Annotated in this window: 14 protein-coding genes; 7 read left to right on the forward strand and 7 right to left on the reverse strand. The window is 63.3% G+C overall.

Features of this window, described 5'->3' with window-relative positions; translation table 11 throughout:
- From AC1MGT_RS15825 to AC1MGT_RS15845, 5 genes are all read right to left on the reverse strand, one after another.
- The gene (locus AC1MGT_RS15825) at positions 1-360 is read right to left on the reverse strand and encodes a hypothetical protein (RefSeq protein ID WP_499500964.1); all 360 of its coding nucleotides are present in this window, start codon (positions 358-360) and stop codon (positions 1-3) included.
- Positions 361-388: 28 nt separating this feature from the next.
- A complete protein-coding gene (locus AC1MGT_RS15830) occupies positions 389-1,939 on the reverse strand; it encodes a hybrid sensor histidine kinase/response regulator (protein ID WP_499500966.1) in 1,551 nt (516 codons plus the stop codon).
- Between the two features lie 6 nt (positions 1,940-1,945).
- Positions 1,946-2,749 (reverse strand): alpha/beta fold hydrolase, encoded by an 804-nt coding sequence (locus AC1MGT_RS15835; protein ID WP_499500968.1) that lies wholly within the window; start codon positions 2,747-2,749, stop codon positions 1,946-1,948.
- 86 nt (positions 2,750-2,835) lie between these two features.
- On the reverse strand, positions 2,836-4,176 hold the full coding sequence (locus AC1MGT_RS15840; protein WP_183557055.1) for a hemolysin family protein: 1,341 nt from the start codon (positions 4,174-4,176) through the stop codon (positions 2,836-2,838).
- A gap of 59 nt (positions 4,177-4,235) precedes the next feature.
- Positions 4,236-5,144 (reverse strand): LysR family transcriptional regulator, encoded by a 909-nt coding sequence (locus tag AC1MGT_RS15845; RefSeq protein WP_499500970.1) that lies wholly within the window; start codon positions 5,142-5,144, stop codon positions 4,236-4,238.
- Positions 5,145-5,260: 116 nt separating this feature from the next.
- Here AC1MGT_RS15845 and AC1MGT_RS15850 point away from each other — a divergent pair, with 116 nt between their 5' ends.
- The 4 genes from AC1MGT_RS15850 (at position 5,261) to AC1MGT_RS15865 (ending at position 8,357) form a co-directional block, all read left to right on the forward strand.
- Positions 5,261-6,307, forward strand: a complete 1,047-nt coding sequence (locus AC1MGT_RS15850) for a DUF475 domain-containing protein (protein ID WP_258836550.1) — start codon at positions 5,261-5,263, stop codon at positions 6,305-6,307.
- Between the two features lie 118 nt (positions 6,308-6,425).
- On the forward strand, positions 6,426-7,001 hold the full coding sequence (locus AC1MGT_RS15855) for a TerD family protein (protein ID WP_183557061.1): 576 nt from the start codon (positions 6,426-6,428) through the stop codon (positions 6,999-7,001).
- 63 nt (positions 7,002-7,064) lie between these two features.
- Positions 7,065-7,760, forward strand: coding sequence for a TIGR00266 family protein (locus AC1MGT_RS15860; protein ID WP_258836548.1), 696 nt, complete (start codon positions 7,065-7,067; stop codon positions 7,758-7,760).
- A 12-nt stretch (positions 7,761-7,772) separates the two neighbouring features.
- The gene (locus AC1MGT_RS15865) at positions 7,773-8,357 is read left to right on the forward strand and encodes a TerD family protein (protein WP_183557066.1); all 585 of its coding nucleotides are present in this window, start codon (positions 7,773-7,775) and stop codon (positions 8,355-8,357) included.
- A gap of 49 nt (positions 8,358-8,406) precedes the next feature.
- Here AC1MGT_RS15865 and AC1MGT_RS15870 read toward each other — a convergent pair whose 3' ends face one another.
- The gene (locus AC1MGT_RS15870; protein ID WP_499500973.1) at positions 8,407-8,697 is read right to left on the reverse strand and encodes a hypothetical protein; all 291 of its coding nucleotides are present in this window, start codon (positions 8,695-8,697) and stop codon (positions 8,407-8,409) included.
- A 16-nt stretch (positions 8,698-8,713) separates the two neighbouring features.
- On the reverse strand, positions 8,714-10,882 hold the full coding sequence (locus AC1MGT_RS15875; RefSeq protein ID WP_499500974.1) for a TonB-dependent receptor plug domain-containing protein: 2,169 nt from the start codon (positions 10,880-10,882) through the stop codon (positions 8,714-8,716).
- 153 nt (positions 10,883-11,035) lie between these two features.
- On the opposite strand from AC1MGT_RS15875, the gene AC1MGT_RS15880 reads away from it, so the two are divergent.
- From AC1MGT_RS15880 to AC1MGT_RS15890, 3 genes are all read left to right on the forward strand, one after another.
- Positions 11,036-11,440 carry a GntR family transcriptional regulator gene (locus AC1MGT_RS15880; RefSeq protein ID WP_499500975.1) on the forward strand — a complete coding sequence of 135 codons (405 nt, stop codon included), beginning with the start codon at positions 11,036-11,038 and terminating at the stop codon, positions 11,438-11,440.
- Entirely contained in the window at positions 11,437-12,297 is an 861-nt protein-coding gene (locus tag AC1MGT_RS15885) for an ABC transporter ATP-binding protein (RefSeq protein ID WP_499500976.1), read from the forward strand. Before AC1MGT_RS15880 ends, AC1MGT_RS15885 begins: the two co-directional genes overlap by 4 nt.
- Before the next feature lie 86 nt (positions 12,298-12,383).
- Positions 12,384-13,688: a hypothetical protein gene (locus AC1MGT_RS15890; RefSeq protein WP_499500977.1), complete on the forward strand. Its 1,305-nt coding sequence runs from the start codon at positions 12,384-12,386 to the stop codon at positions 13,686-13,688.
- Positions 13,689-13,793 lie beyond the last annotated feature (105 nt).

The raw sequence follows: 13,793 nt of genomic DNA on the forward strand, positions 1-13,793 counted from the left end.
TCAACACATTCCCAGCTGCCAGACGAGTTTCTCCCGATCCTTTTCCAGCAGCTGCACCTCGACCCCCTTGCTGGCCGAGCGCGTGATTACGACCGTCTTGTGAAAGTACGTGTACTGTATGCTGACCACGCCCGAGCTCTCGGTGCGCTTCACATCGGCCCGGTCGAGGTTGAGCTTGAGGTTCTGCAGGATCTGCGCATCGGGCCAGCCGGCCGACAGGCGCACGTGGCGCGTGCGGTCGTCGCCATTGGCCTGCGGGTAGACGCGCTCGCACGCATGGGCGGGCGCTGGCGCCACAACGAGCGTAGCCAGTGACAGCAAGCCTGCTGCGAGAAGGTTCAGGGACAGGGCGCGGGTCATGTTGTCGATGCCGGTGAGGAACAGGTGCTTACTGTAGCAGCAAGCGCAGCCGCTCGATATCGATCGGCTTGGTCAGGTGATGGTCGAACCCCGCATCGCGCGCCAGTTGCCGGTCGCGCTCCTGGCCCCAGCCCGTCGCCGCAATCAGTTTGGTACTGGCACAGGCATCCAGCCCGCGCAGGCGCCGCGCCAGCTCGTAACCATTGAAGTCGGGCAGGCCGATATCCAGTAGCGCCACTTCGGGCAAGAAGTCCGGTGCCAGCGCCAGTGCACCGGCGGCCGTATGCGCCAGTAGCGTCGTGCAGCCGAACAGCTCGAGCATGGTCGCCATCGTCTCGGCCGCATCGACATTGTCATCCACCACCAGCACGCGCAATGCCGCCGGCTGGCCAGGCGCCGCCAATGCTGGCTCGGCCGCCGCGTAACCCGCGATCAGCGGCAGGCGCAACGTGAACTGGCTACCGCGGCCCGGTCCGTCGCTCTCGCCCAGGATGTCACCACCATGCAGCTCGACGATGCCGCGCGCCAGGGCCAGGCCGATGCCCAGGCCGCCGCAGGCGCGCTCGCGCCCCGGTTCCAGCTGCGTAAACAACTGAAAGATCGTGCCCAGGGCGCCCGCCGGGATGCCGATGCCATTGTCGCGCACGCGCAGTTCGGCGTGGCCGGCCTGGCCGGCCAGTTCAACATCGATCAGCCCGCCATCGGGCGTGTACTTGGCCGCGTTGCCCAGCAGGTTGATCACGACCTGCGCCAGGCGCGTGGCGTCGCCATCCACCGTCAGCGGCGCCTCAGGCAGCGCCAGGCGCAGCGTGTGGCGCGCCGCCGTCATCACTGGCGCCATGTCATGCACCGCGCCGCGCACCAGTGCCGCCATGTCGACCGGCGCGCGCCGCAGTTGCATGCGGTTCTGCGTGATGCGCGAGACTTCCATCAGGTCGTCCACCAGCCGTGTCAGGTGGCGCAGCTGGCGGTCGAAGGCGCCGATCACGCGCGCATCCTCGTCGTTGCCGTGCCGGATCTTGAGAACGTCGAGCGCGCTGCGCATCGGGGCGAGCGGATTGCGCAGCTCGTGCGACAGCGTGGCGAGAAATTCATCCTTGCGCAGGTCGGCCGCCGACAACTGCGTGTTCACCGCCTGCAGTTGCAGGTCGCGCTGGCGCTGTACCTCGCGGGCTGCATCGGCCGCGTCCGATCTGCACAGCAGCGCGTTTTCGTAGGCATGCCTGCCACCATCGCGAAACAGGGCCCAGTGGTCGATCTCGCGATCGCCGTCGCGCTGGCGCACGAGCTGGAGCAGCACTGGCAGCCGCGCGCCGCCGGGTGTCAGGAGGTCGATCTGGATGTCATGCGCCGCACCCTCGCTCTGCAGGCGCGGCACGCAGCACGTGTAGTGGAACAGGCGGGCGCTGGGCGGCAGCAGGTCGTGCAGGCGCGTGCCGATCAGGGCTCCCCGCGGCATGCCGAGCCATGCATGCAGGCTGGCGTTGGCCGTGAGAATCATGCCGTGTGCATCGGTTGCCATCAGGCCGCAAGCAGCCTGGTCGAAGAACAGGTCGGTCGCGGTGAGGGCGGCGTTCATGGACGGTCAGCGAAGCTGCTGTGTGAGGAATGTGTCGATCGCGGCCGAGACGGCGGTCGGCGCACTCATGTGCGGACAGTGGCCGACATTCGGTACCATCGCGAACGTGCTGCCGGGCAGGTTCTGGTGCAGCCATTGGCCAGCCGTGCGCGGCGCGATCAGGTCGTCGCTGCATTGCAGGATCAGCGCCGGCGTCGTGGATTTGGGCACATCAAGGCGGTGGTCCGAGCGGAACGTGACGCTGGCAAAGTGATGCGCGATCTCGGGATCGTTGCGGCAAAAACTGGCCGTCAGCCCGGAAGCCAGGTGGGGCTGGTTGGGCGCGCCCATGATGGTGGGTGCAAGGCTGTGCGACCAGGCGATGAAGTTCGTCTCCATCGTCTCGAGCAGTTCGTCGATGTCGTCGCGCGTGAAGCCCCCGGTATAGTCGCCGTCGTTGATGTAGCAGGGCGACGGACTGACCATGATCTGGGCAGCGAAGCGCTCGGGCGCAGCGATCGTGGCCAGCAGGCCGATCGTCGCGCCGACCGAATGGCCGACAAATACCACCGGGCCGCTGGCATGGGCATCCATGATGGCGAGCAGGTCGTCGGCATGACCCTGCAGCGTCGCATGGCGGGCGCGGTCATAGGCCGAAAGGTCCGAGCCGCCGGAGCCGACGAGATCGTAGGTGAGGACGCGATACCGGTGCTGGTAGGCGGGTGCAAGATGACGCCACATCGTCTGGTCGCAACCGAAACCATGGGCAAACACCATCGTGGCGGCGCCCCGGCCGGCAAGGTGAACGTTATGGCGAAGCTGGGCGGACATTGAATGCCTCTCGTCGGTTCACGCAGATATACACAAAAAATAGCATCATTCTTGTGTAATGTCAGCAATGCCGATGTAAAAGGCAGTTAGTCGTGGTCGTCGTTCTCGCCAGCACGTGTCAATTGCGGAATCACCTTGACCAGCAGGATGCGCGGGCCATTCATTTTCTTGACCACGACATCGAACTGCGGGAAGCCGATGCGCTGGCCCTGCTTGGGGATATCGCCCAGCTTGGCCATCAAGAGGCCGCCGACCGATTCCACGTCGTCCAGGCCCATCTGCTCGTTGTCGATGTCGATGCCCAGCAGGCGTTCGAGCGAGAAGATCGGCAGGCTGGCCTTGCCGATCCAGGTACCGTCAGCCTGCTTGAGCCAATCGTTTTCGTTCATCCGGAATTCGTCGCGGATCTCGCCGACCATCGCGCCCAGCAGATTGTCGAGCGTGACGAAGCCAACTGGGCGCTTGCCTTTTTCGCCGATCAGCGCGAAGTGGGGCGCGCCGCCGCGGAAGCGCCGGAAGATGTCCTGCGCTGGCGTGCGCGCCGAAATCGATTCGACCGGCCGCAGGAACTGGGTCAGGTCGCCGATGGGCCGGCCCGACTGCAAGGCGAAATACAGGTCTTTCAGGTGGACGATGCCGATGACTTCTTCGCCGTCCTTGTCGAAATACGGATAGCGCGAAAAACGGTTGCGGCGCACGGTTTCCAGGTTCTGCTCGAGCGAGCGGCTGGCGTACAGGGCGCTGACTTCGTTGATCGGGCGCATCAGCTCGGACACGGCCAGCTGGCTGAAGTCGAGCGACTGGGCCAGGATATTGCGGTCGTCCTGCGTGATCTTTTCAGCCGGGTTGCTGGTGCGCAGGATCAGTTTGAGTTCGTCGAGCGAGTAGTGGTGGTCGTGCCCGCCCTTGCCGGCCAGGCCCGCCACGCGCAGCAGCGTATTGGCGCTGGCATTGAGCAGGGCGATCGCCGGATACATGGCCCAGTAGAACGCGTACAACGGAATGGCGCACCACAGCGCCACCGATTCCGGCAGCCGGATCGCCAGCGTCTTGGGGGCCAGTTCGCCCACCACGATGTGCAGGAACGAAATCACCGAGAACGCGACGATGAACGAAATGCTGTGGATCAGCTCTTCGGACGTCACCCCGACAAACGCAAAGACCGGTTCGAGCAGGCTGGCAAAGGCCGGCTCACCGACCCAGCCCAGGCCCAGCGATGCCAGCGTGATGCCCAGCTGGCAGGCCGACAGGTAGGCGTCGAGCTTGCCATGGACTTTCTCCAGGATGCGTCCGCGCAGGCCGGTGGTTTTGGCGATGGCGTTCACGCGGGTCTTGCGCAGCGTGACGATACTGAATTCGGCGGCGACAAACAGGCCGTTCAGCGCGACCAGAAACAGGGCGAGAACGAGGAAGAGGATATTTTCCATGCTGGAGATGTATTAACAAAAGGCAAAGCAAGAGGGCATTGTACAACCCAAAACGGCCCTTATCCGTCTGATAACGCGCCTTTGTGCACGGCCGACAGGATTGCCTCGACCGCCGGATGCTTGATCTTGCGTTCGTTCGAGATCGCATAGAAGTGTTCGCTCACCTCCGGTACCCGGCCAACCAGCTCGGCGCCAAGCTGGTAGTCGATGTCGATAGCGGGCGCCGCCGGCGTGAAGAACAGCCCCAGGCCGCGCCGGCCAAAGGTATTCAATAACGCGTTGTCCTCGAACTCGCCGACCACGTCGGGCCGGATTGCATGACGCTCGAACCAGTCGTCGATCTTGCCGCGCAGGGCGTTGTTGCGCGTGGGCAGCAAAAACGGTGCGCCGTGCAGCGACGCCGGAAAGTCGTCGCGGTACTCGTGCGCCAGGGCCGGGGCGCCGACGACGAACATCTCGCTTTCGGACAGCAGGTGGCTGAACACGCGCAGCGTGGTGCCGGTGGGCACGGCGCGGTCGGTCAGCACGACATCGAGCTTGTGCAGCGCCAGGTCGCCCAGCAGCGCCTCGTACTGATCTTCGTGGCACACCAGGCGCACCGGCGTGGCCAGCTGGGTCGTCACCTCGAGCAGGCGGTAGGCCGTGAACTTGGGCAGCGAATCGGAAATGCCCACCGCCAGGCGGATGCGCGTGCTGTCGGAGGCGTCGAGCGCTTCCTGCATCTGCTCGCCCAGCAGGAAGATCTGGTCCGCGTACGACAGCGCCAAACGACCGGCTTCGGTCAGATTGAGGCGCCGGCCCTGCTGCGTGAACAGTGCCTTGCCGAACGCCTGTTCAAGTAAGGTAAGCTGCGTACTCACTGTCTGGATGGCCAGGCCAAGGCGCTCGGCAGCGCGCGTAATGCTGCCTTCCTTGGCAACTACCCAGAAGTAATAGAGGTGGCGAAAGTTGGGGAGTGCGTGGCTCATGGCTTCTGTTTTTCGGAAGTAATCTTCCAATTATCTTCGCTTTTTCAATCGCTTGGCAACCTTTACAATTGTTCGTCAGCACCGTTTTTCATAAATCTATAAGAGGGGAAATATTAATGAAGTACTTTACCTGGTCATTCATCGTGACCGCGGTCTGTCTTGCCCTTGCGGCATGGTGGGGATTCGATCATGGTGGCACGTCGGGCATGATTACCGCGCTGGGCGTGGCGGCCATTCTGGCCGTCATGGAAGTGTCGCTGTCGTTTGATAACGCGGTGGTCAACGCCTCGGTCCTCAAGACCTGGGACGAATTCTGGATCAAGCTGTTCCTGGGCGTCGGTATCATCATCGCCGTGTTCGGCATGCGTCTGGTGTTCCCGCTGGTCATCGTGGCCGTGGCTGCCGACCTGGGCGCGGCGGAAGTCTGGAACCTGGCGCTGACCAATCCAAAAGCCTTCTCGATGCACCTGACCAACCACCACGCCGAAGTGGCGGCATTCGGCGGCATGTTCCTGCTGCTGGTGTTCCTGAACTTCATGCTGGACGATGAAAAAGAAACCCACTGGCTGGGCAACTTTGAAGCAAAACTGGGTTCGCTCGGCAAGGTGTCGTCGATCGCCGTCATGATCGCCATCGCCGCGCTGCTGTTCAGCCTGACGTATGTTGATGAAGCACAGAAGATGGTCGTTGCGATCGCCGGTATGTGGGGCATCCTGGTCTATGTTGCTGTCGATATGCTCAGCAGCCTGCTGGAAAAGAGCGAATCCGGCGAGGGCGCTGTTGGTGACGCGGTCAAAAAAGGCGGTATCGGTGGTTTCCTGTACCTCGAAGTGCTGGATGCGTCGTTCTCGTTCGACGGCGTGATCGGCGCGTTCGCGATCACCAGCGACGTCGTGATCATCATGCTGGGCCTGGCAATCGGCGCGATGTTCGTGCGTTCGATGACCGTGTTTCTTGTGCGCAAGGGTACGCTCGATGAATACGTCTACCTGGAGCACGGCGCGCACTACGCAATCGGTATCCTGGCCGTGATCATGCTGGCCAGCATGAAGTGGCACGTGCCAGAGCTGATCACCGGCGGTGTGGGCGTGGCCTTCATCCTGGCGTCGCTGTGGAGCTCGATTCAGTACAAGAAGAAGCACGCCGCACTCGGCGGCGCGTAAGCGGTAACCGGGCCGGCGGCATGCATGCCGGCCCTGCAGTACAGAATTCGCTGCGAGTGGCAGAACACCAGCTCGCGGCGCTTGCAACCCGGTGTTCACAATTTAGGAGATTCTCATCATGGCAATCAGTCTGCAAAAAGGCGGCAACGTCAACCTGTCGAAAGAAGCACCAGGCCTGACTTCACTGAAAGTCGCACTCGGCTGGGACATTCGCGCCACCGATGGCGCAGCCTTTGACCTCGACGGCGCTGTGTTCCTGCTCAATTCGTCCGGCAAAGTCCGTTCGGATGGCGATTTCATCTTCTATAACAACCTGAAGTCGAGCGACGGTTCGATCGTCCACTCGGGCGACAACACGACCGGCGCCGGTGACGGCGACGATGAATTCGTCACGATCGACCTGACCAAGGTCCCGGCCGACGTCGACAAGGTCGTCCTGGGCGTGACCATTCACGATGCCGAAACCCGTCGCCAGAACTTCGGCATGGTCGGCAAGGCGTTCATCCGCTGCGTCAACAACGCCACCAACGCCGAAGTCGCGCGCTACGACCTGTCGGAAGACGGTTCGACCGAAGCAGCAATGATCTTCGGTGAGGTCTACCGCAACGGCGCGGACTGGAAATTCCGCGCGATCGGCCAGGGCTTTGCCGGCGGCCTGGGCCCACTCGCCCGCAACTACGGCGTCAACGTTTAATCATTCAAGCCAGGGCGCTTCTGCGGGAGTGCCCTGCGTGGAACCTCATTCTAAGGAAGCCAAATGCCAGTATTTACCGTGACCGGGGACGTCGATCCTTTCCTTCATGTGTCGATGAAGCAGGGCGAGACCATCTATTGCGAATCCGACGCGATGGTGATGATGGAATCGACCCTCGACCTCAAAGGCAAGATGAAGGGCGGGCTCGGTAGTGCGCTGATGCGCACCTTTGCCAACGGCGAGTCGTTCTTCCAGCAGCACATCGAAGCCACGCGCGGCGATGGCGACTGCCTGCTGTCGCCAACCTTGCCGGGTGCGATGCAGACGGTCGATGTCGGCCCGAACCACTACATCATCAGCGATGGTGCGTTTGTCGCGGCCACGTCGGGCGTTGATCTCAAAGTGCGCACGCAAAGCCTGGGCAATGCCATGTTCGCCAACAGCGGCGGTTTCTTTGTCACCGAGACGGGTGGCCAGGGCCAGGTGGTGGTGTCGGGCTTCGGGTCGATGTCCGTGCTGGATGTCGAACCGGGCAAGGACGCGATCATCGACAACTCGCACGTGGTGTGCTGGGACAGCACGCTGCGCTACGAAATTTCGATCACGACCGGCACCAGCGGCGGCTTCCTGGGTAACCTGATCAACAGCCAGACGAGCGGCGAGGGCATGGTCCTGCGCTTCTCGGGTCGTGGCAAGGTGTATGTATGTTCGCGCAACCGCACTGCATTCAAAGCCTGGATGCAGCAGCCAGCGAAATAACGGAGGAACACAATGTCAGTCAATCTGCAAAAAGGCCAGAAGATCTCTCTGGACAAGGAAGCCGGTGGCGGCCTGTCCCGCGTGACCATGGGTCTGGGTTGGGATGCGATCAAGTCGAAGGGTTTCTTCGGCTTCGGTGGCGGCAAGTCGGACGCCGTCGACCTGGATGCATCGGTGGTCATGTTCGACGAGTCGAACAAGCCGGTGGACGTGATCTGGTTCCGCCAGCTCAAGAGCAAAGACGGCAGCATCGTCCACACGGGCGACAACCGCACCGGCGCCGGTGATGGCGACGACGAGCAGATCACCGTCGACCTGAACGCGGTGCCGGCATCGGTCAAGGCGCTGGTCTTCACGGTCAACAGCTTTACCGGGCAGACTTTCGCCACGGTCGAAAACGCCTACTGCCGCCTGATCAATGCAGCCAACCAGCAGGAAGTCGCGCGCTTCAACCTGTCGGTGACGGGTTCGCACTCGGCGCAGATCATGGCCAAGCTGTACCGCCATGGCGGCGAGTGGAAGATGCACGCGATCGGCGAGAACGGCAACGGCCGCACATTTGACGATCTGATGCCGCAGATTTCAGTGCACCTGTAATCGGCGGGATGGTTTGACCACAGAACCGGGGCCATGTGCTCCGGTTTTTTTATTGCTGCGGCAAGCCTTCGCAGATATGGCGGCACAGCTTTTCCGTATCGTCCTCATGCTTTTCGATGAGTGACACTTCGCGTTCCTTGAGCTGTGCCAGCTTTTGCGGATCGGTCTCCTTGCTTTTTTCGTCGTTCAGCGTCGCCATCCTGTGCGCGAACTGTTCGTTCTTCGCCGTGGATGGGCCCACTTCGGCGCAGGCGCGCATGCAACTGCCGTACGTCCTCGGGGCAGCAGCGGCGTGCGAAGCGATGCATGCCAGTGCCAGTGCGGTGATGATCTTGTTCATGGTTTCTCCCGATAAGTCATAGTCTGGTTTCCAGCCGAATCGCCACGCGCGCATGGTTGGACGTATCGGTCGTGCGCCGCACGATCTCGGCCGCGCCCAGATACGCGTCGATGCGTGACCGTGTGCGTGGCACAAGATTGTCGAGATTGAGCACCAGCCTGGTCTGTTTGCTGACCGTCCAGCTCGCGTTCATGCCCAGCACCCGCTTGCCCGATTCATACACGCGCTGGCTCACGCTGTCGCGTACCCAGTCGCCCGGCAGATAACTGGCGTCGATGCCCAGCTTGACCGGCACCGCCTGAAGCGTATAGCTGCCGCCCACCTTGGCGCGCCATGGCGATTGGCCGGACAGATGGTTGTCGGGGCCGGGCAGGTCACTCAGCGCGGAGTCGGCCAGGCCCACGCTGCCATGCAGGTCCAGGCGCGCCAGATGGCTGCCGATATCCTTGCCCGAAATGCGTGCTTCCAGGTCCAGGCCCCGGATCCGGGCGCTGCCCAGATTGGCCTGGCGGCCGATGTAGCGCGGTGTATTCGCCCACGGCACACCGGCCTGGACGATTTCGTAGCCGGTCTTGTTGCTGATGTTGCGAGAGTAGGCCTCGAGTGTGATCTCGCTGTCCTTGCCGATGCCATGGCTGTACGACAGGTTCACACCCAGCGCCCGCTCGGGCTGCAGGCCGGGATTGCCGGCAGTGTCGGCGGTATCGAGCGTATTGGCACCGCACAGCATCTGGCCGCGACACGGTGCAAACGTGTTGATCACGGGGCGCCACAGCATTTCATCGAAAAACGGCGCGCGAAAGCTGCGCGCGACCGAAAGTCGGAGCTGGCGCTTGCGGTCGGCGCCGAGCTTGCGCGACACGTGCAGTGACGGTGCCCACATCGTGAAGCCGGGGCTGCTGCTGGCCGTGCCTTCGCGCAGCCGATAGGCGCGCCGCTCGACCGAGCTGCCGATGTTCAGGGCCCATCTGCGATTGATGCGCCATTCATCCTGGAAGAAGACCTGACCACTCGTCAGGCGGGCCGTGTCGCTCCGGCCGAGGACCGCCAGGCTGTAGTCGGGCACGCCATTGAAGAAGTCGCTGTAGGAATTGTTGGCCCGGTTGTGCGCGAACTTGGCGCCAGCCGTGATCGCATGGCCGTTTTCGAACTCGGTTGCGTAGTCCACGTGCAGGAAGGTATTCGTGCTGACGGACGTCGGGCGCGATACCAGTTCGTCCATGAGCGCCGCAGTGCTGGTATCGATGCGCAGCGCATCGCTGTCAATGTGGGCGCGGTTCACGTTCAGCTTCACGCTCAGGCTGCTCTCGGGATCGATGCGCCAGTCCCAGCGCAAGGGAATCTCGAGCGACGTCATCGCACTGTCGCCATCCTGGCGCGTGAGCAGGGTGCTGCCGTCGCGCCAGAAGCGTTGTTGGCGGCTGCGTCGCGGCCCACCGAAATAACTGGCCGCCGGACTGAATGTCAGCGCGTGCGTGCTGTCGACGTTCCAGATGAACTCCCCGGAGGCGCTGACGATGTTCGCAGCATTGCGGTTGCGCGCCTGTCCGGTGTAGGCCAGAACCGGCGCGGCAAAGGCGTTCTCGCGGGTTGCAATGTAGTCCATCCGGCTGGACACCGGCTTGTGTACGGCCGACAGGCGCACGCTGTACACGAGCGGCTTGCCGTCGATCGGACCACCCGTCGACCAGGCCACATCGGCGCCAGGAAGCCCGGCCGTCGCCGACAGGCCAGCATTGACCTGCGCCAGAGGTGTCTTCTGCGCCTTGCGGCGGATGATATTGATCGTGCCGGCGATGCCGATCGGGCCGGTCGCGGCAGTACTCGATTTGATGATCTCGATGCGCTCGACATGCACCAGGTCGAGCGTGAACGTGTCGCCCTGGGGTGGCATGCCGTCCACCAGCACCTGCGTGTAGCCGGGCAGGCCGAGCAAACCGATGCGTCCATCCTTGCCGACGCTGACCGATGGCTCGCGGTTGAGCAGATCGCCGACATTCTGCAGGCCGCTCCCGGCGATGCGCGCCTTGCCGATGATGACCTTGCCGGCAACAAAATCACGAATTGCCTCGATGTCGCCCTGGGCGCCGTTGACGACGACTTGCCGGGGCGCGGCCGTAACCGGTGGTTCGGCCCTGGCCATGGCCGTCAGGCAGACAGCAAAACAAGTGAGTGCAAAACGCATCCGGCGACATTTCGTGTGACAACCGAAGAAGCTTAGCAGTCCAATCACGCCGAATTATCAAACAATGTCACGGTTGCAATAATCTCGAATCACCGCATTGACAAGGCCCACCATCGCGTTTACTGTATCAACCAACTAATACACCAATACGCAATGACCACTTCACTGTTTTCGATCATCCCCGGCTCTTCCGATCCGATCTACCGGCAACTGGTCGATCAGGTGCGGCGCCTGGTTGCCGGTGGCCAGCTGGCGCCCGGCGCGGCGTTGCCCTCGGTGCGCGACGTGGCGCAGCAGTTGACGGTCAATCCGATGACGGTCTCCAAAGCGTATGGCCTGCTCGAACTCGAAGGCGTGCTTGATCGCCGGCGCGGTGTCGGCATGGTTGTGGCCGATCGCGCAGCCGGTGCCGGCGCTGGCGTTGCTGCCACTGCCGCCGATCGCGCCGCGCTGTTGCGGCCCTCGCTGGAACGCGCCGCACGTGAAGCGCGCGAACTCGAACTCGATCCAGCCACCGTGCTCGCTCTTTTCACACTCATCCTCAAGGAATCACCGTGACACCATCCCCGATCCAGATGTGCGGCGTGGCCAAGCATTTCGGCAGCAAGGCCATTCTCGATAACCTCGACTGGGAAGTGCGGGCCGGGCAGGTGGTCGGCCTGCTCGGGCGCAATGGCGCCGGCAAGTCGACATTGATGGAGTGCCTGCTGGGCCTGCGCGAGACCGATGGCGGCAGCGTCCTGCTGTTTGGCGAACCGCTGAATGCGTTGACGGACGCGACGCGCGCCCGCATCGGCTACGTGCCGCAGAAATCGGATCTGTTCGAGTGGATGACAGCGCTGCAGATGCTGGATTACTTCAAGGCCATGTACCCGCGCTGGAACGACGCGAAGGTCGCGTCGCTGCTCGAACGCTGGGGCTTCGATGGCCTCATGCGCAACAAGCCGATCCGCAGGCTATCGGGCGGCGAGCAGCAGCGCCTGTCGATCATCCGCGCACTGGCGCATGATCCCGACCTGCTGGTGCTCGACGAGCCCGCGTCGGCGCTCGATCCGGCGGGCCGGCGCAGCTTCTTGTCCGAACTGGTCGACGGCGTGATCGAACAGGGCACCACGGTGGTGTTCTCGACGCACATCCTGACCGATCTCGAGCGGGTGGCGCCCGATGTGGCGTTTCTCAAGAATGGCCGCATCGCGCTGCAGGGCGAACTCGACACCTTGCTCGATGGCGCGCGCCGGGTGATCGGCCCGGCCAGCATGCTGGGCGCCGCCTTGCCGGGCGAGTTGCGCCGCAGCCAGACGGGTGATGGTGCCGTTTGTGTCATCGTGCAGGGCGGTTCTGCGTTGGCCGACACGCCAGGCGTGCGCGTCGAGCCGCTCGGTCTGGAAGACCTGTTCATCGAGGTCACGCGGTGAGCGCGCGTCTGCGACAGTACCGCATGCTGTGGCAAGCCGCGCATGCGCACATCCATCCCCGTGCGCAAACGGTTTTGTGGTCAGCCATGGTCATCCTGACCGTTGCCGTGGCGGCGCTCATGGGGGCGGTGTACGGCGTACTGGCCGGGCTCGGCTGGGCCTTGTGCACCCCGGCGGGGCTGCTGCTGTTTGACTGGACCTTTGCCTTTGTTCCAGGCGCGCTCGGCGTGAACACGCCCGCCAATGCCCAACTGGTGCCGGCCATGCGTGCTCGTCTGGTCGAACTGGTGCTGCTGGTCTGGTTGGCCGCAGTCGGCCTGCTGGCCGCAGGGCTGCAGTTGATCCCGGAGGCGCCGTACCTGCTGCTGCCATTTGCCATGGCCGGCACACTGGGCGCGGCGATGCTGGTCGCTGGTATCGGCGCTGGTGTGGTCCTGGTGCTGCCATTCTTCTTTTCATTCCTGAGCGACGAATGGCAGGGATGGCTGCACGACGCCGCCTTGCAGCCCGGCGTCGTGCCACTGCTGGTAGCGGCCATGGTCCTGCTCGCTGCCCGGGTGGTGCGGACGCTGTTTCCTCGTGGCGGCGAGCGCCATTGGGCCATGCGCGAGCATCTGGCCCTCTTGTCAGGCGACAGTGGCAGCAGCGCCTTGTGGGAAGGCACGCGCCGGTACTCGGTGCGTCGTTTCCTTGAGCAACATGGGACGGGGCGGCGTGCGCCGGGTGCGCTGGTGCTGCGTGCACTTGGCCCGAACCTGTTCTACCTGATGGCGTCGACAACCCTGGGTGTGGTACTCGCCTTCGCTGCCATCACCTGGCACTTGCGCGGCACGCCAATCGCTCACGAGAGTGTGCCCACGATGCTGATGATCGGCGACGCCATGCTGTGCTTTCTGTTTCCTGCTGCTGCCGTGCCATTCTGGCTGGCGCGCACCCGCGGTGAGCAGGCACTGGTACGGCTGGCGCCGGTGTCGCCGGTCGATCCGGCCCGCTTCAACGCGCTGCTGGCCCGGGCCATGCTGCGACAGGGTCTGGCGATCTGGGCCTGGTGCTCGGCGGTTTCGCTGTTGCTGGCGCTTGCCAGCGGCGTGCGCGGGATCGAACTGGTGTGGCAGGCGTGCTTGTGCTGCGTCACCTTGCCCGCACTGGCACTCATGCTGCGCGATCATGCGCGTGCGCCGCGCTGGGGGATGGTGTTCTACGGACTGTCAGCGTTGGGGCTCAGTTTTATCAGCCCGATCGTGGCCGTATTCGGCGCCAAGTGGCTGGGCTGGCCAGTCTGGTCCATCGCAACGCCCATTGCGCTTGTCCTGACCGCCATGCTCGTACAGCGGCGCTGGCGGCGGATGTATGGCGCACCGATGGTATTTCCAGTCGGTCGCCTCGACTGACAATCGGGCATGCAGCGATTGGGCGTGACCTTTTCACCAAGCTTGCCAACAAGATTGATCAGCAGACCACCCTTTGTTGCCCAGTGACAACTGCTTCTTGGGATA

Source organism: Telluria sp. BA11 (assembly GCF_056680305.1).